Raw genomic sequence first — 21,644 nt, 5'->3', positions numbered from 1 at the left:
GCTGTTAAATCAAGGAGAGTTAATTATTAAATGGGGAAGAAAAGTTAAGAATAAGGGCAATATTACTATTGCAAGTTAAATGTGGAATAGCTTATGTAGAGGGTTCCCGCCAAGATTTAGCTGATAGTCAGTACTACTGGGGGACTGCGGCTATCAACAAAGATCCAAAGAACTATCTAAAGCTGCACGAAGACACTAAAGCCAAGGCGGTATATGCGTTAGAAAGTATTCTTGCAGACTTAGCTGTACTTGATATCCCCGACAACACGGAGGTGATTGTTACAACTTCTTCGCACAATCCCGAAAAATGGGCGCAAGACATTCGCCGCAATATTTCCGGCGCTCACACAATTGAGCATTTGAGAGCCGATGCCAGTCGTTCAAGAGTTCAGAAGACTTACAAAATCACACTCAACGACGTTAAGCCCGAAGGTTACGGCAGTATCGCTTACTGCCTATTCGCTGGAGATGAAAAAGCCTCTATCGAATTAGATGAAAGCGAGATTGCAATTGGCTTGGATTTCGGAACATCAACAGTTATCGCAACGGTTTTTGATGGCACTGGCTCAATTATCGAACGCAGCGTAATCGAAGGCGGTAGCGGTCAACTGTATCAGAATATTGCCGATGAATTGGATAAAAGCAATCTTGCCTCAAACCGAATGATGCGCGATACCCAGCATGATATAAGCCTTATTCGTAAAGGGGTTGAGAACTTCCAAGACCGTGGCAAGTTCATCTACGGCGTGTCGGCATTAGCCAGTAAACCGTTTGAGGAAGAATATCAACAGTGTTTTTCACAATGGTTCGACTTAAAGATTGAGCAAATAGCTAATTTCGCTTCTGGGCAAGGCTACACGGATAGAGCAAAGTGTTTTGTAGCCTGGGGTGGAGCCGCGCAACTACCCGGAATGGCTGAGGCATTAGCAGAATTTAACGTTTTACTACTGCCTAACCCACAGTTCATCAACGCCAATGGATTGAAATTACTCACTCAAGTATCGGTAGGGGAGGCAACAAATGTATAAATCTCAGAGATTGAGCCTTAGCTATCCAGCGATTGAACGCTTAAAGCAGATTTACAGCTTACCTGATGATGTTCCGCCACAAACCTTAGCCGGATATGTTGAACGAATGATTTTTGAATTTGGCTCTGGCACTAGCTCTCAAACTCCTGCGCCAACTCCTACACAAGTGCCAGCGCCAGAGATACCAGAAGTTACTACGCCAACTCTCAAGCCAAACTTTAGCAAACTAGCAGCAATGGCTAGTAAGACACTATGAAAACTATGAACACCCGAATCACGGGAGCAAAAATTCTGTTCCTTCTTTTCACTTCCAGCGCGTTGTTTTTCACGTTTCAACTAGGACAAGCAACAACCAAGACCACGCCTGCCCCCGTGCAAGATACTACAACTGCTTACTAAAAAACACTCACCGTATAGTTTGCCCTATGCGGTGAGCAACAAAGAAAAATGAACTTAAGCAATCTTACTCTAGTCAACGACTCTACGCTTTTATCGCGGTCGAAAGTTTACCAGATTGACCGCACCCTCTACAAATTTCTGTACGAAACAGACTCGATCCGCGCTCCGCAATACGTCTTTAAACCCTTGCCAGGGCAGCGAAAAGTAGCCAACTTGCAATTAAATCACAGAGCATTAACTAGGCGCGTCTATGTAGTAGAAGGTATGAGTACCAAGGCTTCTGTAGTTTCTACGCAATACATTCAGTTAGCTCTACCGTTATGACTAATACCAAAACACTGCAAGAACTAATAGAACAAGCACTGGCGCTTTTAGAAGAAATTCGCCAACATCCTGAATTTAAAGCACTTGAGTATTCCCCAGACGTAATGATAGGCGATGCAATTCTAGCAGTTCAAGAGTTGGACTGGGCATTGCAAGAACCACGTTACCCACGCATTTTTATTGAGTAGGAGTAAATCAAATGGTTTCAGATTTAGATAGCTATGTCTTTGTGTGCCCGAACTTTGGTGAAGAATTTAAAACGCTCGAAGATTACTTGGAATATTCAGAGGGTCAACACGATTACTGGATTAGTGATTATCTAGGCGCTAGCTATTACTTCGGTTCTGTTGAAGATTATCGGCAGTGGGTACGGGATGAATTAATAGCTAAGGGTCTTACCCTCAAACAATGGGTTAGACAACAAAGAAATTTAGCATTTATCAATAATTACGACCATGACAAAACCTATCGGATACTATTGCAATTTAAGGGCGGGAGACGGCAGTTACTTAGACTGGCTAGAACAGAGCTATGGCAGTCAATTGGAAGGATTAAGCGGTCTAGAGAAACTGCACTTACTCAATGCACTAGTTGTTAGCTTAATTTGCTCCTATCCACCGAACGAACCTATTCCGAACATTTCAAAAATAGACTTCCACCAACAATTGTCAATTAGCGATCAACTGGACTTGGCGGAAGCAATTATTAACCAACTCAAGCACCAGCCACCGAGACAAAGATGAAAATCAGTATCTCGCCCGTGATTTGGGTAGCACTAGGCGTTAATATCCTTTCCTTAAGTGTCGTAACGTCTGCATCTGTTAACGCCCGTTTAAAAAGTAGTAATGCGATCGCAGATAGAGCCAATAGCTTAAACGTCCTCGCCAAACACGTTTTAGCCGATACTTGCTGGAAAAGCACCAAAACAACCCCATTCAAACTAGGTGATTCCATAGTTCTAGACGGTTCAGAAGACGGGAAATCGCCCACATCCTGCATCTATAGCCCACGCACCAACCAATTCCTCTTTCTCGCTTACAAGGATGGTGAATTGGTAGTAAGCCAGGTCTTCTCGCGGCGCGAAGTAAAAAATCAAATTTCAATCTTAAAGCAACAAAAACAGGAGAATAACTAATGAGAGCTAGGTATAGAGCTAGAACTGAAAGAAGCGCTAAACCCCAGCAAGGGCAAGCCGTTACGAAGTTTATTAAAAAAGTTTTCTCTATCTTTAGAGAAATTCTGCGGCACATTTCACACCTAATCCAAGAATCTATGCGATTGGTGATTGAGGCTTTTAGAATAATCACCGATCAGTTAACGCATCCCAACACTGGGATTATTGTTAGCCTCTGCCTGTTCCTCTTAGTGTCTGCGATCGCTGCTGCTCAATGGGTGCAAATCGGCATCTGGCTAGGGCATTTCCTGGGATTGAAAGGGTTATGGGGCGTAGGCTCTGGCACTTGCGGCTTACTTCTGGGAATTTCGATCAATGTGTTTCAATTAACCCCAGAACTCTACAAAATTAAGCGCTCGTGGGCGATCGCCTATTCAAAAATGGGGATAGAAGTTGATGATTTTGAACATGACTCTACGCCTAGAGCGTTGGATGAAAACTGGAACAGCATAAAGCACAGCAATCTAAAGAAGATTCGATTAGTCTCCTTTGCTGTAGAAACGGCTTTGGTGTTGAGCTACGCTGTTTTTGGAACTGGGCTAGATTTCTTTGCGATCGCAACAGCCGGAATTAGCTTAATTCTGCCAGAGTACTGCTTAAAGCTTGTTTCAAGCATGATTTCAGTACTCGGTGAGGTGTCGCAGACAATAGATGATGCCGAGCCAGAGAAAGACCACGTAAGCTTTAGCTAAAAACAAAAATTAACCCACGCTAGATTGACGCTTGCGTGGGTTTTTGAACTATAGGAGTTAGTACCATGTTATCAAATATTTCTATATCTAAAAGTCTCCCGTCTGACCCGCTAAAAGTCTTATTTTTTGCACATATCCAAGATGAAGACTGCGAAAGTTTGGCAACCAAAACAGGTTTAATGCAACGTTTTCAGCATGAGTTAGAAGAATTAGAGTGCAATTCCGAGAACCAAATAACGCAACTCTACGCCGTTTCAATCTTTAGTGGTTTCTCTGGTTGTCTTACCCTTGCTGGCATGAGCCTGTTAAATCCACTTTTAGCGGTAGCTGTAGGCTTTACGGGTGTAAGTAGTGCAGCCGCCGTTATCGCTGGATCTTGCCTCCACAATCAGAAGTTATCTCAGCAAATACCAAAACTCAAACGCTACTCATTAGCTCTTGGCTCTAGCTCTAGCAAAGATTGGGCTACGCTCTGGCATCTAGCTGGAACAGAGCTATTTCTGGAAAGTTTAGTTAGTGCTAGCAAAGGAAGTATAAATCACCAAGGCAAGCTTGTTAGGAACGATGGGCGTAACGGACTGGCTACGTCCGTAGACTTTTGCGCTGAGAGACTAGGAATAAGTAGGACTGTGCTATTAGAAAGAGCCGCACAAGCTCAATTACAAGACGCACCGACTAAGTTGCAGGATTCTACGCCAACGAAGCTATTACAAAGTGATCCAACGGTATTGCAAACTCCTACACCCATTTCATTGCATGAAGATAACTGGATTAAGGGTTTTCTTAGTTCTACCTGTCTCGTATGGGGTAATCAAGGCTCTGGTAAATCTTGGTTTGTAAGACTCCTAGCACTGCGGAAGAAAGCAGCAGGATACAGAGTTATAGTATTTGACCCTAACTCAAACAAGAGTGAATGGAAAGGCGTTGAATTGTACAACACTTACGAAGATATCGAAGCAAAAATGCAATGGTATGTAGATGAGGTAGAGAGCCGATATCGTCGTTTTGGTAAATCTGAAATATCTGAAGCTGAGTGGCGTAAACAGTTGTGGGATAACGGGCAAGCAATAACTGTAATTTGTGAGGAGATGACAACATACGCCGATTTTATCAGCGACAAAGAACTATTAACTAAATTCGTTAAAGTCGCTGCTACCTTATCGCGGAAGCAAGAGCTTCCTTGCGTTTTTATTACTCACAATAATACTCAGAGTTGCTTGGGTGAAATCAAAGGATTAGCTAATTTAATTTCGCGGATGCAGCAGATACAGCTATTACCAAAAACTGACCCTATAACCAGCCAACCAGTAGCTAGTGGTGAAGCTTTAATAAAGTTAGATGGTTCAGAACAATGGACAAAAATTACTACTCCGAAGGTTGGTGAAAAGATTACAAATTTCGGTGAGGAAATCTCAAGCGATCGCCAAAAATTAGAAGACATTCTCAAGCTTCCGTCCAGTTCACGCCCCGAACTGTCTGAACTATCTGAACCGTCACGAACTGAGGAGCCTGAACCGTTGAACCAACCATCTGACAAGGCTTTTAGCGGTTCAACTCATGACGCGGTTCACGGTTCAGAACCGGACAGTTCAAAGCGGTTCACGCCTCTAAACCTATCAAAAGAGCAGTTCATGAACCTGAACCGCGTTCTATCCCAGACAATGAATCAGACACAAATAATAGAGCATCTATGGAGCGTAAAAAAGGGAGGTAGTGACGCATGGAAAGCAGCGCATACAGAATATAAACGCCTGATTTCGGAATAAATAAGCTCAAGCATTCTGTTAGCTGAAGTTGGCTTAAATAGCAAAAATACACCCGTATTACTATTAGCAGTACGGGTGTATTATAATAAGTATTAAGTATTAAGTTTCTTCTCGTTTATCAATCATATCATGAAAAAATCTAAATCTCAAAAGTACTTATTTGATGATTACACTCTGAATAGTCCTTGCTATCAGACCTTAGCGTATCTTACCAAAGACGGACAACCAACGCAGAAGCAAAAAGATTGGTTTCTAAATAAAGTCTTGAGAGAAGAAAAAGCCTTCTTTGATAGTCACGGTCTGTCTAATTTAGATCGCTGGAACGAGCGTACACCACGCCTAAACCAATGCGATACATTCACCTGGCACATGAGCATACTAGATTCCAGCAAAGAGGATAATCAAGGCTTATTGGAGCTTCACGCGAAGATAGAAGACAAGAAAAGATTACGAGAGTTTATGGAGTTTGCGCCAATCGGAATACCCAACCTTACGCCGTCAAGTTTTAGTTTTCAGGTGATTTTTTAAAAAAATTTTCTGGGAGCAACTGCCTATATAAAGACCCCGCCTTTCTCGGATGAAACTTGCATAAAAATGTTATAATAAGTGTAAGCAAGCAAGCACTTCAAAACTAAACAACCCCCCCGTCTTTTTAACTACGAATCGATAGAAGACGGGCTTTGTTTTGGATATAGATTTTGCTCAGGGGAGTGATCCAGAAGTACACCACGCCTTTTTAAACACCCCGCCACCCTCTCGACCCCCCCCTACCCCCTACGCACTAACCCAGACTCAAGTGATTGCCGTAACCCAGGGTATTTTGCTTTCAACCTAACTTCTCGCTCATGCCTAAGCTTGGCTTTCAATATTACCGATCGCACAAAAATGCTTCCACCGCGTTCTTGTACCCATGCCTTTAAATCAGCGTTCACTCTAATAGCTATTACATAATCGTTAGTATCTTCTTTCTTTATAAACTTACCAGTACCTTTGTCATGATTACGACTCGCCGCCCTTAGTGGCTCCAAACTCATTGACAACCCATTTAGATATGGGTTGAAATACTCGATTAATGCCCGTTCGATCTCTTCTAGCATTGAGATATCGCTAATTGCTAGATAACAAATTCTCACACCATCTAATTTTTGCAAATCTTTGTGTCTGTGGTGCGCTCTCCAGCGCGATAGTAGGTTGGTACTTTGCCCGATGTATTGGACGATGCCTTGAGAATCAATTGCAAGGTAAACGCCTGATATCTGAGGTAATCGGCTAGTCTGCGTGAGATACACAGACGGTAAAGAATCAATATCTATATTGCTAGCATTAATCATTTTGCTCAACCTCGTTATTCATTGCTTCTAAAAGTAAATTACGGTGATAGTCGCTGCCCTTAGCTTCGATCCATTCCTTAAGTTTGCGATCGCAACGAAGATAAATCCTTGAACTTAAATCGTTCTCAGATTTAATAAACTTTCCTGTAGAATCATCCTGTTTTCTTTTTACCATTTCGATTTTTATCCAACAGAATAATAAACTGAACTGTGTAAGAGTAAGCCTCTTTGTGTGAGGCTTGGCGTATCTTACGCTGGGATGAATAATGTAATCTTCTTTGTGGGTGTTTTGGGCTTCATATAGCGGCTGGTACGGTAGGGTGGAGCCGTTCTTTCTGTCGCTAGAAGTCCGCGTAATTCGTTTGAGAATTTGATTGTTTTCTGTGGTTTAGCAATTCCGTTAAAGGCATCTTTCAATATTTGTTTTTGTTCGTCTTTAGAATACTTATCAAAATTCAAAGCGTCGTAGTAGTAGGTCATTTATTTTCTCCTTGTTTTTTGTTTCTCTATATTTATAGAGTACCATTGTCGGACAAGGATAGCAATATCTTTTTACCTTAAATAAGCAACATAAATAGTAATAGTTTAATCTAAGTTTAAAATTGTGAAAAGTCTTATATAAAAACGATTTAGGACTTTGGCGGACAATGGTATATTATATGTAAGAGTAGTAAGTGAATAACTTAAACAAAATTACTTAAACACTATGAAAGAATTAATAGAATTACTAATAGAAAACGGTATCGAAAACGGTATTAGCTCAGATGGGCATATATCAACGTATCTGCCAGGTTGGGGAGAAAAGTTTGCAATCAGTTTTACAACTGGATTCTGCAACCTAGATGAATGTGAACAGGTAGTAATTACCTTAAGCGAGATGCCGCGCTTTGAAACGGTCTTCATGATCCGTGTGCCGTGTAAGATGTTCAGCATGGGGTTACGCTTTGCACAACAAGCAGCACAGGAATATTCAGCCGTTCGCGTCTAATTAAAAACTCAAACTAAACCATCAACCTGCGGTAGCCTCTCCGCAGGTTTTTGTGTGTGTGAGCATAGGCATAAGCCAAAGTTATTAATTCTGTACTTTGCATAATTTAGAAGGTTGGTTAAGTGCAGCTTATAGATTGAGTGGGCGATCGCTAGTTTTGGCTTATGTATTTTTATTCATAGATAAGTTCGGTGTTATTTAGCGAATTGCATAGATATTTATAGATATGTGCCAGTTTGTTTTTGCTTTGTTTATTTCTAACGCTCGTTAGAACTTGACAATACTAACGTTAGAACTGTACAATTAGAGCATAAACAAGAAGAGAAGGCAGAAAAAATGGTATATATCAAACCGTCACTAACAAAAGTTGTAATCTACACCAGGGTATCGACCGATGAGCAAGGTAAATCCGGGTTGGGGTTAGAGGCACAACTGGAAGCGTGTCAGAAACTAGCAGGGTATGAAGGCTTAGAAGTTTTTGCAAGCTTCCAGGATGTAGTTAGCGGCAAATCAGATCCAATGCAGCGCGAGGGATTTAAAGCAGCCATTGAAACAGCTATCCAGCAGGGTGCAAGGCTATTAATAGCCAAACTCGATAGACTAAGTAGAGATGTTTTTTATATATCTCAATTCACAAATGGGTTTATGGTTAAGAACTGCCCTAAGCTAATCATTGCTGAAAATCCTAACGCCTCTGAGTTTGAAATTAATCTACGGGCCAGCCTTGCACAAGAAGAACGCAGACTAATTAGCGATCGCACTAAAGCGGCCTTGGCAGTAAAAAAAGCGCAGGGTGCAGAACTGGGAAAGGCCGGTAGACAAGCACATTCAGCTAAAGCGCAAGACGCTACTAAAGACGCGATCGCCCGTGCTTTTGAATTGCGAGACGCAGGATTGAGCTTAGATAAAGTATGCGAGGTTTTAAATAGTGAAGGATTTAAAACAAGCCGAGGTAGTAGATGGAGTAAATCAGCGCTTCATTCTAGATTTACAGCAATTAAAGCGTCTGTGTGAAGGTACAAACACGCTACCAATTAAACTTGATGCCTTTCTAGCCGATTCTGGAAGGGCATATTTTTGTAACTTAGCATCGACAAAGGACAGAAACAATATTACTATTGCTATATCAGCTTGATGAATGGCAAGTCGAAGCGAGGGCTAAAACCCTGGAGACTCGCCAAAAACGCCAGAACCTTGACAACATAATAATTACAGCGTTTCAGTGCTAAGGGGAGTTGCAAGTAATTTGCAATAGAAACGGCTAGAATTGACTAAAAAAATCGATCCGTCAGAATGCTTCCCAGAAAGCTTGCTCTATAACAGTTTCAATATGGGGCAGTTGCTACAAACTATTACCCCGCAAGGGGATTGAAACATGAAAACCTCAATAAATTGATCGGCTGCGGTTGCTGGTTGCTACAAACTATTACCCCGCAAGGGGATTGAAACTAGACAAAATATTTTTTTGAACCTGCCATTTTGTTGCTACAAACTATTACCCCGCAAGGGGATTGAAACAATACACCGCCTTCAATAATGGCAATAAACCCTGTTAGTTGCTACAAACTATTACCCCGCAAGGGGATTGAAACTTTTTCCTTTATGTTGTCTTGTACAATCTTTCTAAGTTGCTACAAACTATTACCCCGCAAGGGGATTGAAACATGGAATTGGTTTAGAAGTTTGATCGCTGGATTTGTTAGTTGCTACAAACTATTACCCCGCAAGGGGATTGAAACTCTAGTCTTCTAAATGATGGATTAGAACCTGCTGGGGTTGCTACAAACTATTACCCCCGCAAGGGGATTGAAACAGCTAACTTGTACCCTTGCTTTTTAGCAATGAATAGTTGCTACAAACTATTACCCCGTAAGGGGATTGAAACAGTTCATGAGCGATCGTTTTTAGTCCTGTAATTGATGGTTTCTACAGCCTATTACCCCGCAAGGGGATTGAAATATTTCCCATAGTGCTTTACCGAATGCGCTGGTGTAAGTTGCCACAAACTGTTACCCCGCAAAGGGATTAAGCGATCGCACCGCTACAGCCTTTTTACGCTGAGTGTCGCAGTATCGAGATATACACGACAGCATTAGCTAGGCGATTCCAGTTGGGTTGATTAATTGTAAAAAGAATACCTCCAGCTAGCGCTGCCCACCCGATAGGGCCAAGTATAAATGCAATGGTTTGACTCATACCCATATAAACAGCAAATGGCAGGGTAATCCCTAAAGTATTAGTAAGTCCGCCTAGTACGGTACTTGCCAACAAATACACGCCGAACCCACTCATTTTTGCAACAGCCATTGCACTACCACCTACCAGTAAGTTGGCAATGTTTGGATCATTAGCGTCTCTTGCCATCTCCATAACAATTTGTTGCCGTTGCTCTGGTGAAAGTTGTTCTAGCATATTTTGAAACAGCTTGGAGACTACAGTAGCTTCTATTTCTTGAGTTTCCAAATCATGCCAGCTACGACCGTTTAATGTTGCTGACCAATCAATACCGATCGTATCGGCGACATCTGTCACAACCTGCTTCCAAGAATCATTCCAAAAAAGTTGCCCAATACTCCCTGCTCTGAGATATCGTATATGATTGCAAAGAACTTCAGGAGAACTGCCGAAACCTGACCCTGTTAATTGTGCAAAGTTCTGTCGCTGTTCTTCCGTAGCAGATTCGATAATTCTATAAAACTCTTGCATGATTTTTATTGAAAGATAATTATAAAATAGCTTACCCGCCTGGTACGCCAGTTAAAACAGATTTGACGTAAGAATCAGGTTTGGGGCGATTAACGTCACTCAAAATCCCATAGATATAGAAAATTATTGCGTTTGACTGACGTTGAATACAACAATCCCCGGACAATGCCGGGGGCAGGGTAGGAAGCTCTAACTAAGAAAAATATTCCTCAATCGTTTTTCTAACCTCTGGGATATCGGGATAACACCAAACCGATCTCATTGTTCCACTACATAACCTGCGTTCTTGTTTTCCCAAGTGTTCGAGTTGTTTCTTAACGAACTTGCCCAGTGAAGAACGATTGGAATGAGTAATCGTATAACCCATATCTGCTGCAATCTCAGCGACTCCTCTTAGCTCTGGCTGTTTATGTTCAGGAAGCGTTTTAGTAGTGGGCATCCCTTCTAAAACGTCATTCATAGCGTAATCAACTAAGATTTGCGCTAGTCGCGGCTCTGACTCAGCTAATAATGATTTGATGGACGTTACGTTCACCGCCAGGGGTGTCCATTTTACGGATACCCTTTTCGTAGTCTTCAAGGCTGGACAGATTTTGGTGAACATTCTTTATCCCAAGCACGTTGGCAACATCTTGAGCAACCCATTCCGGTTTCTCTGGCGTTCCGACAAAGCGTACTTCTTGCCCCTCAAAGGCAAAGATTGTTAAATTAGTCATTATTAGAATCCTTAATTTTGTTTGAACTTCTGGTGTTAGACGCGCTGGGAGTTTCTTTTTTGGAATTGAGATAAAAGCGGATTGCTTTTGCGATCGCCTTATTGAGATTGAGTGATTCTGACTTTGCCTGCGTTACCATTTCTGCTTTAAGCTCTGGAGAGAGCCTGAGCGGATAGCTTGGAATTAAATTCTTACTCATCCGTGTGTTTGTGAATACTTCATGTATAAATAATAACATACAGATATCTATTTTGGTGTTTGGCAAAGCAAAAAAACCACAACTCTAATTTGAGCGTGGTTTTTTATTGCGAACGTAAGAATAAGTGTTTCAGCGTTTTCTACCTTTGAAACGTCAGTCAAATTCCTATATAAGATAGAAATTATTGCGTTTGACTGACGCGAATTTGACTGACGCTCAACTACGTAGACTCGCTTTAGCGATCGTAAAGTCCACCAGAACGGCTAGGACTGAGCGACCCCCCAGGTCTACGTTCGGTTTGGAGTGTTTTGTAAATCTGTGCTTGCAATACTCGCTTAAGCTGTGGTGCATTTACATCGCCGCCAATGCTGCCGCTCATATCAATATTGATATCGCCCACACTTACGCCTCTGTTAGTAGTCGATAGTGCCGTGGCTAAGGTTGGGGTTCCGCCAACATAACCGCCTTGGGCATAGTTGGGAATCCTGCGAGACGCTATCAAGCGGTTATAAATCTGTGTTTGCTCTTTATTTAGAACGCGTTCGCCTTCATTAGCCACGATTAAATGAGCTTTATTGCCGCTTAATAACCGTTCACGCTCCATCGACTTAGCGATATCCCCAACCATGCCGCCCGACATGAAACCACCAAGGAATGAGAAGCTATCACCACTACTACCACCACCAAGAAAAGAGGAATAGTCTAAGCCACTGCTCCCGCCAAACAAAACACCAACAGAACTAAGGATAGAGCCAAAGCCACCTCCGAGATTTTTACTTGTAGATGTTCTGTTACCGCCCAGGATTGAGCCGAATAGTTGACTAGAGAGCTTTTGACTAGCAAGGTTGGCGAATTGAGAAAGAATAGAACTTAAGAGCTTTTTTAAGCTATCGCCTATACTACTCGTATTTAGAATAAAGTCTTTAGTAATTGCCGTAAAATCAGACTGTACGCCTTTGACAACATCACTTAAGTCAGAGAATTGTTGATTTATAGTGTCTAATTTAATATTATTAATTTGCTCTAAATTAGTTTTCATCCTAACAAAATCAGCAGTACTTAAATTCGTAGTCTCCCTGAGCTTTTGTAGTTGCTGTAGCGCATCTTTAAAACTTAACTCTTGTTGTATTACAGAAATTTGCTTTTGAATTGATTTGTCGCTTGAATTTAAGCCTAAGCCTTGCAATTGCTCACTTTGAGCCGTTAATAAGTCTATGTTAGACCTGCCTAAGTTCTGAGAATTGCTAAAAACTTCATCATCTGTAGCACGTTTGAATTGAGCGTTGTTTAACAACTTAGATTGGTTAAATCTAAGAGCTAAACGTAGCTTTTCACCATTTGTTTGCTCTGGTGTTAGTCCTTCCCGTTCTAACAATGAAACTTTGTCTTGAGCGTACTTGCTTTGTAATTCTAAATTGTTAGCGTCCCTGTCTAAAACAAGTTTATTACCACCAAAACCATACTCGCTTAATTGTGCGTCTTGGCGCAAGAACTCAGCTTTACTTGAATTATCTCTGACTAGAGAATTTAGCTCTAACTTAGCCTTGGCGAGTGTTCGTGATGCGGTTGCTGCCTGGTATTGGGTGTTGATATTTAGTAAAAGTTGGTCGTTCTCTTGCTTTAACTGGGCGATTCTTGCTGTAGCCTCAGCGCTGGTAATATCATTCTTGTTTTTCGCGTCCGTTACCTGGGCTAATTTCCGATCTAAATCTAACTGCAACTGTTTTAAAGCTAATTCACGTTCTAGCCCAGGTAACGAATTTAACCGAGTATCGGTAGGATTTAGCGATTCTAAGCCTTTCAATCCTGCTACTTGCCCACCAAGTATTGAGATGTCAGCCGAACGTGAGTCAAAGTTTAAGCTTCTAGTTCTAATATTTCGCTGTTCGGCTTGGTATTGGGCTAATTGCGCGGTTGCCTTAGCTCTAGAAGCACTCAGCCGGGTGATTACTGCATCTAGCTCGGTTAAAGAGCGTTTATCTAGTGAAATTTGTAGTTGAAGATCCTTACCTTCATCTACTGATACACTCCCACTGTTTAGGCGATTGGTGTTAATGCCAATTCTAGATTGAGCATCTTCGCGTCGTTGGGTTGCTTCGCGGATAGAGTCGTCAAATCGTTGCTGTTGCTTACGCGCTTCCTCGGCTTGGCGATCGCTAAGGCTTGGGTTACGGATTATGCTGTAGTCTAAATCTTCTAAGCTTCGCGTAGACTGCATCGTAGCTTGTGCTGCTGCTCGAAGTTTCTGGCGGCGCTCGGCTGCATCCTTTAGCTTCTGCCCCTCCAATATCGCCCGTATCTCTGGCGGTTGAGTTGTAGAAGTCGTAGCTGTGGTGGTTTGGGCAGAGGCAATAGCCTGAGCTTGGGCTTGCCCGTTCTTGCCTAAGACTCTAAAAGCAATTTCGCCCAAGCTAATGCCGATTTGGTTAGCGGCTGCCGTGCTTAAGTCAAAGCCTCTTGATGAGTGAGGAACCCAGCCGCCGTTCTTGCCGCGCTGATATGGGCCAGCGTCCGTAATTTGAACAATTACAGATTTCCCATTGGTGGGGTTAATTGCTTCAACGCGATCGCCCCACTTCACGCCTAAGTTTTTTTTTAGATTCTCATTAATTGCAGCCGTTAGCTCATTAGCGTGGAACGTTCTGCCCGATGCAGTGGGTTTGCCATCAAAACCATCTCCCGCGCCGTAGGTACTGGCAATAGTACGCATCCAGCCTTCACTAGCGTTTATGGTGCGAGTGAGTTTTGGAGTAGGTGGCCCGTAAGCTTGAATAGCTTGTTTTATAGTTTGGGCTGGGGTTGCCCCGCCACTCGTGCCAGCACTGATATCTAATTTAGAGAATTGTTTCTCAAAAACCAACGGGTTTACGACTTGTCCGTTGACTTTAATTCTCCAGTCTAAGTGCGGGCCAGTACTAATGCCTTTATTCCCGCTTTTTGCGATCGCGTCCCCTTGACTAACAACGTCGCCAACCTTCTTTAAGAAAGAGCTTAAGTGTAAGAACTTCTGCACAATTTTATCGCCAGACTGATCGATACTTTCTAGCGTTAACGTATTCCCGCTAGCTCCGGTCACTACTCCAGCCGTAGGCGCTTTAACCACGGTTCCCACTGGTACACCAAAGTCAATCGCTGGATGGAAGGTACTAGCGCCAGCCGTAGGTGCTTTTCTTGCTCCAAATCCAGAAGTTATCGGCCCGTCTACTGGACGCATAACGCCCATACTCTTACTATTGCGATCGCCAATTTCTTTGTTAAACCCTAACCACTGCGATAGCTTGACTACGGGTCGTAGCAGTGGCGAAACATCTTCTATATCTTTCGCTGGACTTGAGTTTAGATTTTTAGCCACAGACTTTACAGCATTAGCCAGTCGTTGTTCTGTCTGTAGCGCAAAATTAGCAATATCTGCAAACGGTTGAATCAATTGTCCAGCAACGTTTACAGCTTCTTTTAAGCTATTAACAAAGCCACCTACGGCTTCTACCGACCGATGGATAGCGTCAGGATTTTTCTGTAAATAATCGCCTAAGTCTTTCGCCGCGCCAACTACATTTTTTAGCGCAGTTTGAACCGTGGATCTAAACTCTTGCGCCAGTTGACGGGCTAGCTGGGGATTTGAAGAAAGGTATGCTGCAAACTCTTTGGCTCCAGCATTCAGATCGTCAAATAAACCTGCTTTACCCAACTCAGACAAGGCATCTTGAGCGAAGTTTAACCCCGCGACTACTACGGGGGTTATTGCTTGCCCCAAACTCACCTTAATTTGATCTAAACGATTGTTTAAGCGGGTCAATGAAGCAGTAGAAGTATCTGTAGCCTCAGCAATAGTTCCAACATTAGCTTCTTTTAATGCTTTGGCGAACCTTGGCAGGAAAACGTTAGTTGTAAGCTCTCCACTCTGAGCTAGTTTTTGGAACTCTGCCGCAGTCAGACCCACGGATCGGGCAGCTAGCTGCATGGAGCCTGGGATACGGCTCGTGACCTGTCGTAAGTCAGAAAGGAAAATCTTCCCGGCACTTATCATCTGGATGAGTCCAAGCATCGCCCCTGAAAAGTCAGCCGTGCTTAACTGTGCTGCACGGACCGCAGTAGAGAAACCATCAAAAATATCTTTAGTACTGCTAGAAAGTTTAGTGCCGTTAGTGGCTGCCGTGAGTTGGGTATAGGCTTTGGCACTTTCAAGAAAAGGTAGAGCCAGTTTATCTGCTTCACTACGCAGAAATCTTAGAGACTCGGTTGCAGCCGCAGTAGATCCAACCAAAGCCGTAAGTTGCGTAGTGGTAGCCTTAAAGTCACTGGCTTTATTGACTGAATCACCAGCAAAGGCTAGTCCAGCGCCAACTGCATTTTTTGCATCGTTGATAATGCCTTGGATAAAACCACTTATGCTTAATACAGAACCCGCGCCCAGTCCTGCGCTCAGACCCGCTACTATTTCGCTACCTATCTCCTCAAAAACTTTACTAGGCGAATGGATCTTGAGCTTAGTCCTGGTTTCATCAATCACAAGCCCAGCCATTCTCGAAGCAGAGGCTTTTACCTGGCTGTCGCCATTCTTTATCCCCTGAGCTAATCCCTGAGCGATCGCCTCGCCGGCGGCTTTAAATGAAGTGTTACTGAATTTATAAGAGTTAAGTCCTTTCTCAATGCCACGGGCTAGTGATTTACCCGCGCTGACACCAGCTAAATCGGCGCTAGCAAGTAAACTTTTAGCCTCGAAAGTTGGCGTTAAAGAGAAACTTTTTTCTAGTTCTTTTGCCTGTTTCAAAGCCAGAACTTTAGCGGCTTCTATATCTTTTGTTAGCTGCGAATAATCGCCTACTAATTCGATAATTAACTGACCAAGATTTAATTCCATAACAATAATTCTCCCGCTAAATAAAAATATTTATTAATCGACTGTTTCGGCTTCAATATCTACCGGGAGTGATTCTAAAAGCTTGCCTACAGCCAAAGCATCTGATAGTAAACGGCTACCAATTTCTGTGGCTGAAACGCCTGTTGAAGCAATTAATTTTACATCCATTGGTTTTAACTCTATATGCGGATTCTCAACCCAGTGAGAAAGTGCATTTCTAGCTATTTCTAAACACTTTTCAGCTACGTCTAGATTCTGCCAGCCAAGGTTTTCGTGCATCTCTCTATAGCGTTTTATCTTGCTAACGTGTTCTTTTATATCTCGTTTCAATCTCATGTCAACCATCGTTTCATCAACATAAGCATCAAACGCATTAACTCGCTCTTGCCAATTCCCCTTACTACTCCACTTCTGAACTAAGGTTATGTTGCGGTTTGTGGCTTTTGCTGCTTTAGCTAATTCACGGTTAGCACCCATATCACGGTAGACACAAAATGTTTCAAAAGACTGAGAAGTGTCAAGTTCATCAGAAAAAGACCACGCTGAACGACTAAGATTATTTACCATACTTACCTACTTATTCATGTTAATAACTATACTTGTATTATTATTGTACTGATGTTGTATGAAAACTGCCAGTGAGCGCGGTTAATACTAACAACAACTCAGCGAAAATATAGAAAAAACTTTATACAAAAGCAGATAATTTTAAATCACTCCTCTTAGAGCTAAGGAATTTAAACTAAGGAATCTGTCTTATCAAGAAAAGTTGATAAGAGCTAAGGAATAAGGAATTTGTCTTATCAAAAAAAGTTGATAAGAGCTAAGGAATTTAAGCTAAGAGCTAAGGAATTTGTCTTATCAAGAAAAGTTGATAAGAGCTAAGATTTTCTTCCGTCTGTAGAATAAATACAAAAAATTAACCGCCGCAAGAGGAAAGGTGCGACGGTTAACGGCTGGAGAAATAAGAGTTTAAAAATAGTAATTTAAGACACCGACTTAGTGCCGGATACTGACAAGTATAGCGTACTTTTTAATACACTCCTACGTCTTGCCTTAGCGATAGAGACTCTACAAGAGGCAAGAGAGGGGTTTAAAGCACTTGGCTGCGGGATTGGTCTGCGTAGCTCGTAGATGTGGGTTACGGGCTTACGCAGACGGGGATAAGAAGAGGCAGGAAGGCTGGGTGTAGTGGTTGAGTTCTCCCGTTAAAAAAGCAGTCTGCCTTAACTTTGCGTTCTTAATTCCTGTGTCTCTGTGACATAGGTTCAAACTCCTGTTTAACTTTGCGTTGTGGTGAGCTTGTAAGAGCCTACAGCCAGAAAAAAACCTGGCTGTAGGCTTGGACGTTTAGAGCCGTAGCCGTGGGCTACGTGGGGAGGCTCTAAATAAGCGGAGTTAGAGTGCTATTGGTATGTTGGGGTCGTATTCCGGTTGGAATCTGGCTTTTATTGCCGCTACTCTCTCTTGAAAACGTTTTAATCCAGTGTTGGTAGGTTGTTGAGTTGGATTTGCGATCGCTGACTTAGAACTCTTAGCTGGCTTATGCAGTGGTGGTAAGCCATCCTTGTCTAAAAATCGCTTAGACTCCTTAGATACTCTTGCCATCATCGCGTCGGTTGGGCTTAGTTTTTCATTAGCTTGTTGATAGATATTATCATCTACTGCGCTACTGTCCACCCCACTTTTTACTACTGTCCACCCTCTATTATGACAACTGCTTAAGTGGGTTACAATTGGTGTTTCAAAAACAGGTTGTAAGCCTTGTGGTGTAAGGTTTTGAGTTAACTGTCCACCCCCACCCAGAGAAAGACCATTTACTATATATTTTTGGGGGGGTGGACAGTAGCTTCCAGAGTCCACTGTCACGAGTTCGGTATCTTCTTTTTTAGCCAATTGATAATTGATAAACTCTGTCACATAATCGAAGGACTCTTGAGTGATCCAATATTCACGCCCCCGCTTTCCGTTTGATAATGTGATTTTTTTGTTCTTTGTCTCATACCCAAAATCTCGTAACAGTTCACCGAAGACCGTGCCGCAATTTGTTTCTGAAATATCGATCCAACCCGCGTCTTTAATATGGTCGGACACCTCTAGCATTTTGGTGTAAGTCTGGTAAAAATCAAGTGGTGTAAATCTCTTCTCTGGCACGAAGAATTGTTTTACATCAAACAATTCCCACATCTTGAACTCTCTTGTACTCCATTTGATATCTCCTACAAATTTTTCGCCTACGCGTAAGTTTTCTTGCGCTTTCTCTTTATCGATATCTCGCTTTGCTGCTGCGACAGATCCACCGTGGAATAGATGATAGTTTCGCATTAGATTACGCTCGAAACTGCGGTTATTTCTGTTTTTGTATGCTACAGCCGCATATCCGGTTAAAGGAACTGTCTTAGCGTTCAGAGAAGCCTCTGCACGAGTTTTTTTGGTTAATTCCTCGCCGAATACCTTATGTATGTGTGTTTTTGTTAGATCGTCTTTTTCGCTAGGTGCTAACGACTCACCGCGCTTAATTTTAGCGATTAGCTTATCCTCATCTACCTTGTCTAAAACGTTAGCGTCGCCGATTCTTAGAGCTTCTAATACTCCGATGCCTTTCCATAAGTCTTTAAGATATAGATCCAAATCTTTGTTAGATCCAAACTCGGTAGGGATTAGCTCGTATCCTAAGCCCACGATCCTTTGTTCTACCCAGTAGCGTAATCGCCGCATTACTAAATTGTCGTAAGCTACGTTCTTGCAGCGTAACTCCCAGTGTGGTGAGTTCCATTCATCCTTAATTACGTTGTAGTTAACACCGTAAGAGTGCAAATGAATATTCCTAGCATCGTAATTACGTTGATAGTAGTTGTTTACGTCTCCAGCCGTTATACCGCCACCATTATTAATGTTTACGCCCTTTTCTGCAACCCAGATGTAGGTATTTTCTATGTCGCGTACTCTACTAATACCTTGAGTCACTTTCTTGTCGGTTAAAATTCCGTTAATAATTGCAAAAACGTGCTTAAAATGCCCGTTAGTAAGGCTAACGCCCTGAGTTACGGACGGTGAGACGCATATTAACGAGGTGGTTAACGAAGATTCGTTAATATCCTCAACATAATCTCTATTCTCGTGGCTGCCAGAGTTGTCGCCGTGGATTGTTACAACCTCACACTTCGGCATTTGTTGTTGAATGTATTCAGAGAGGGTTTTGCAGCCTCTATAACCATTCTTGAAGTCGTCTATTACATAAACCGCCTCCCCTGCTTTCACTAGCTCCAGTATTTTCTCTATCAAACCTTCTGGACTTGCATCGGTAGAGAAGTAACATTTGCCTTTAGGCATCTGGTAGGTATTGACAACTAGTTCAATCGGAGTTCCTTGTGGAGCGATCGCAAAGATGTAGTCAATCTCTTTTTGGCTAACGTCAGCACTCATAAAAACCGCAGTCCCGTTATACAGCGCGGATTGTAATTGTGCCTCTAAAGTTTTGAGGATCATCGGTCTGATGTTTTCGCTGTTGCATAATTTCCCAAAGTTGTAGTCGAAAACATCGTCGCACTCATCAATGACTAAAGCCCCATTAACTCCTAGCGGCGTAAGGCTTCGTTGGTAAGAACGCTGTGAACAGAAGCTTACGCGATCTCTGTTTCTCGTATATTCGTTGAGATCGTCAATATAAGTTAGGCTCAGTGGTGCGGCTGCTGATTGAGCAAGCACTCGGCGACTAAACCAAGAGTAAAGGCAGGAATAGTTAGCAAGCGCTTTACCTGCATTAATTGTTTTACCCGTGCCCATACCAGAAGAGATGATCGAGATTTTGCCCTTTTCAATATTCAAATCTTCGGGCGTAAACTCCGTGTGTGATTTATCAATGAAAGTTACCTTGATTCCTAGTTCCTTACATTTTTTATAGTCAATTCTGGACAACTCATGGTAGAGATTACGCTCAAGTTCAAGCTGTAGCGCGTCTTCTTCTGGCGTAGGTTTAGACTTAGTTTTGACTTTAGTTTTAGAACCACCACCAGCGATCGCAACAACTGGAGCATCAACCCAGCCCGTCATTTCCTTAGCAAACTCTATCCAGTCCTTACCTGTCGGCTCTGCATCTACTCCGTGCTGTAGCTTGTACTGGTATCTCAGAGCGTCAATGCCTTTGTTGTCGGTACAGGTTGGGCAATGCGCCAAAAATGTACCGTTTTCAAGTTCTGACAGCCAGAAGCTAGTACCCGTTGTAGATTCATGCCACGGGCAACAACCCCGCTTACCTGAGCCATCCCAGTTGTGCCCCGGCCAGTTGAATAAATCCTTACCGCCCTGAACCTTCCAGGTATTGACGGCATGAGATAAAGAGCCTTCAACTTTCCCACCGTTGTACTTGACGGCATCAACTAAAGAGCCTTCACCAACATAATTTAAGCCCGTTGTTGTTTGAGACTTCCGCGCTTTTTTAATGTTCTTAGCTAAGGATTCTTCGGGTAAGCTAAGGATTCTCTTAATTTCAGCATTGCGATCGCCGTCAAATTTAAGCGCTTTTCGTGCTTCATCCCAGCGACCCTCTGATAGACCGTGTGGGTAAGCACTACTTAAACGCGCTTCAAAGTCTTCTACCGTGTAAGTTGTTTCAGAATCGAACTCTACACTCTGTTGGGTTCCTTTAGCCTTACGAGTAAACCCAGCGAAGCGCATCTCGCGGTTTAGGTTAATGATTGCTGGGTCGCTCTGAAATAGAAGAATTAGTTTTTTCTGTAAAAACTTCCAAGTTTCTGCGTCTGGGCTTGTGGCTAATTTGTAGTAAACGTGGAGGCTTTTGCCGCCACTACCGACTATTAGAGAAGGTGTTAGCCCGTACTGTGATTGAATTTCATTAATTTTTTCCCACTGTTCGGGGATTGGGCGATCGTCAATTTCCACAAACAGATTACTAAAATCTGTAGCATAGTCAGCACCAATCCCGCCTTGTGTATGGTTGGGGATAATGAATAAGCCCGTACCTACCTCTGCTCGTTCTTCTAAATATTTCCAGCCGTCGCTATAGATTGAGTTGCCTTTATCTGTCCAAAACGGCGCTGTAGAACCTTGTTTACAAACTGGATTACCGTCTGCATCAAGTAGTTTTTCCTGTTCGCGGATCGAGAAACCGTTTTTAGTTACGGTTGCCTCAAAAATTATATTGTTATTGAGTTTGGCGTGAAACGTTTTACCTGGCTCAAAACCCAATCGCTCAAGTTGGATTCTCGCCGCTTCTCTGCCAGTAATAGGGGTTGGAGCGATTACCCCATCTTCCTTACCAGCATTGTACTGAGTTGCAATTACACCGTCATTTATGTTAGAATATTTAAGTAATAACTCGGTTGAATTTTGTTCGTTCGGTAAACTATTATTTTTCATTACATGACGCTCCCCCTGAGCCGATTGTTTATTTAACTGAATGATTTCTTGGTGATTCGATAAATCGTTCATTAGAACAAC

21 protein-coding genes and 1 CRISPR repeat array are annotated in these 21,644 nt (G+C 42.5%); of the genes, 11 read left to right on the top strand and 10 right to left on the bottom strand.

Going from position 1 to position 21,644, the window contains the following annotated elements:
• Positions 1-68: 68 nt before the first annotated feature.
• The 9 genes from V7L07_RS17565 (at position 69) to V7L07_RS17525 (ending at position 5,911) form a co-directional block, all read left to right on the top strand.
• Complete coding sequence (locus V7L07_RS17565; RefSeq protein WP_335059915.1) at positions 69-1,028, top strand: hypothetical protein; 960 nt, start codon at positions 69-71, stop codon at positions 1,026-1,028.
• A complete protein-coding gene (locus V7L07_RS17560) occupies positions 1,021-1,284 on the top strand; it encodes a hypothetical protein (RefSeq protein WP_335059913.1) in 264 nt (87 codons plus the stop codon). The genes V7L07_RS17565 and V7L07_RS17560 overlap by 8 nt, the downstream gene beginning before the upstream one ends.
• A 191-nt stretch (positions 1,285-1,475) precedes the next feature.
• A complete protein-coding gene (locus V7L07_RS17555; protein ID WP_335059911.1) occupies positions 1,476-1,751 on the top strand; it encodes a hypothetical protein in 276 nt (91 codons plus the stop codon).
• Positions 1,748-1,939 carry a hypothetical protein gene (locus V7L07_RS17550; RefSeq protein WP_335059909.1) on the top strand — a complete coding sequence of 64 codons (192 nt, stop codon included), beginning with the start codon at positions 1,748-1,750 and terminating at the stop codon, positions 1,937-1,939. Before V7L07_RS17555 ends, V7L07_RS17550 begins: the two co-directional genes overlap by 4 nt.
• 11 nt (positions 1,940-1,950) lie before the next feature.
• Positions 1,951-2,349 carry a hypothetical protein gene (locus V7L07_RS17545; protein WP_335059907.1) on the top strand — a complete coding sequence of 133 codons (399 nt, stop codon included), beginning with the start codon at positions 1,951-1,953 and terminating at the stop codon, positions 2,347-2,349.
• A gap of 141 nt (positions 2,350-2,490) precedes the next feature.
• Positions 2,491-2,886 (top strand): hypothetical protein, encoded by a 396-nt coding sequence (locus V7L07_RS17540; RefSeq protein ID WP_335059905.1) that lies wholly within the window; start codon positions 2,491-2,493, stop codon positions 2,884-2,886.
• On the top strand, positions 2,886-3,617 hold the full coding sequence (locus V7L07_RS17535; protein ID WP_335059903.1) for a hypothetical protein: 732 nt from the start codon (positions 2,886-2,888) through the stop codon (positions 3,615-3,617). Before V7L07_RS17540 ends, V7L07_RS17535 begins: the two co-directional genes overlap by 1 nt.
• 65 nt (positions 3,618-3,682) lie before the next feature.
• Positions 3,683-5,383 carry a hypothetical protein gene (locus tag V7L07_RS17530; RefSeq protein ID WP_335059901.1) on the top strand — a complete coding sequence of 567 codons (1,701 nt, stop codon included), beginning with the start codon at positions 3,683-3,685 and terminating at the stop codon, positions 5,381-5,383.
• 129 nt (positions 5,384-5,512) lie between these two features.
• Entirely contained in the window at positions 5,513-5,911 is a 399-nt protein-coding gene (locus V7L07_RS17525) for a hypothetical protein (RefSeq protein WP_335059899.1), read from the top strand.
• 239 nt (positions 5,912-6,150) lie between these two features.
• On the opposite strand, the gene V7L07_RS17520 is transcribed toward V7L07_RS17525, so the two are convergent.
• The 3 genes from V7L07_RS17520 to V7L07_RS17510 form a co-directional block, all read right to left on the bottom strand.
• Positions 6,151-6,714, bottom strand: coding sequence for a GIY-YIG nuclease family protein (locus V7L07_RS17520; RefSeq protein ID WP_335059897.1), 564 nt, complete (start codon positions 6,712-6,714; stop codon positions 6,151-6,153).
• Positions 6,707-6,889: a hypothetical protein gene (locus V7L07_RS17515; RefSeq protein WP_335059895.1), complete on the bottom strand. Its 183-nt coding sequence runs from the start codon at positions 6,887-6,889 to the stop codon at positions 6,707-6,709. Before V7L07_RS17515 ends, V7L07_RS17520 begins: the two co-directional genes overlap by 8 nt.
• 74 nt (positions 6,890-6,963) lie before the next feature.
• A complete protein-coding gene (locus V7L07_RS17510; protein ID WP_335059893.1) occupies positions 6,964-7,194 on the bottom strand; it encodes a hypothetical protein in 231 nt (76 codons plus the stop codon).
• 226 nt (positions 7,195-7,420) lie between these two features.
• Between V7L07_RS17510 and V7L07_RS17505 the strand changes: the two genes are divergently transcribed.
• Entirely contained in the window at positions 7,421-7,702 is a 282-nt protein-coding gene (locus tag V7L07_RS17505) for a hypothetical protein (protein WP_335059891.1), read from the top strand.
• A 336-nt stretch (positions 7,703-8,038) separates the two neighbouring features.
• Entirely contained in the window at positions 8,039-8,716 is a 678-nt protein-coding gene (locus tag V7L07_RS17500; RefSeq protein WP_335059889.1) for a recombinase family protein, read from the top strand.
• Positions 8,717-9,040: 324 nt separating this feature from the next.
• Positions 9,041-9,441: a CRISPR direct-repeat array (repeat unit 37 nt; unit sequence GTTGCTACAAACTATTACCCCGCAAGGGGATTGAAAC).
• 313 nt (positions 9,442-9,754) lie between these two features.
• Here V7L07_RS17500 and V7L07_RS17495 read toward each other — a convergent pair.
• From V7L07_RS17495 to V7L07_RS17465, 7 genes are all read right to left on the bottom strand, one after another.
• Positions 9,755-10,408 carry a hypothetical protein gene (locus V7L07_RS17495; RefSeq protein WP_335059887.1) on the bottom strand — a complete coding sequence of 218 codons (654 nt, stop codon included), beginning with the start codon at positions 10,406-10,408 and terminating at the stop codon, positions 9,755-9,757.
• 193 nt (positions 10,409-10,601) lie between these two features.
• Positions 10,602-10,943, bottom strand: coding sequence for a hypothetical protein (locus V7L07_RS17490; RefSeq protein WP_335059885.1), 342 nt, complete (start codon positions 10,941-10,943; stop codon positions 10,602-10,604).
• Entirely contained in the window at positions 10,909-11,124 is a 216-nt protein-coding gene (locus V7L07_RS17485; RefSeq protein WP_335059883.1) for a BRO-N domain-containing protein, read from the bottom strand. The genes V7L07_RS17490 and V7L07_RS17485 overlap by 35 nt, the downstream gene beginning before the upstream one ends.
• On the bottom strand, positions 11,117-11,323 hold the full coding sequence (locus V7L07_RS17480) for a hypothetical protein (RefSeq protein WP_335059881.1): 207 nt from the start codon (positions 11,321-11,323) through the stop codon (positions 11,117-11,119). Before V7L07_RS17480 ends, V7L07_RS17485 begins: the two co-directional genes overlap by 8 nt.
• Positions 11,324-11,558: 235 nt before the next feature.
• On the bottom strand, positions 11,559-16,184 hold the full coding sequence (locus V7L07_RS17475) for a tape measure protein (protein WP_335059879.1): 4,626 nt from the start codon (positions 16,182-16,184) through the stop codon (positions 11,559-11,561).
• A gap of 33 nt (positions 16,185-16,217) precedes the next feature.
• Positions 16,218-16,751, bottom strand: a complete 534-nt coding sequence (locus V7L07_RS17470; RefSeq protein WP_335059877.1) for a hypothetical protein — start codon at positions 16,749-16,751, stop codon at positions 16,218-16,220.
• A gap of 831 nt (positions 16,752-17,582) precedes the next feature.
• A complete protein-coding gene (locus V7L07_RS17465) occupies positions 17,583-21,635 on the bottom strand; it encodes a hypothetical protein (RefSeq protein ID WP_335059875.1) in 4,053 nt (1,350 codons plus the stop codon).
• Positions 21,636-21,644 lie beyond the last annotated feature (9 nt).

This window comes from Nostoc sp. (genome assembly GCF_036916985.1).
Classification (GTDB): Bacteria; Cyanobacteriota; Cyanobacteriia; order Cyanobacteriales; family Nostocaceae; genus Nostoc.
The sequence above is the reverse complement of the archived record's forward strand: the minus strand, read 5'-3'. Positions and strand labels throughout refer to the sequence as shown.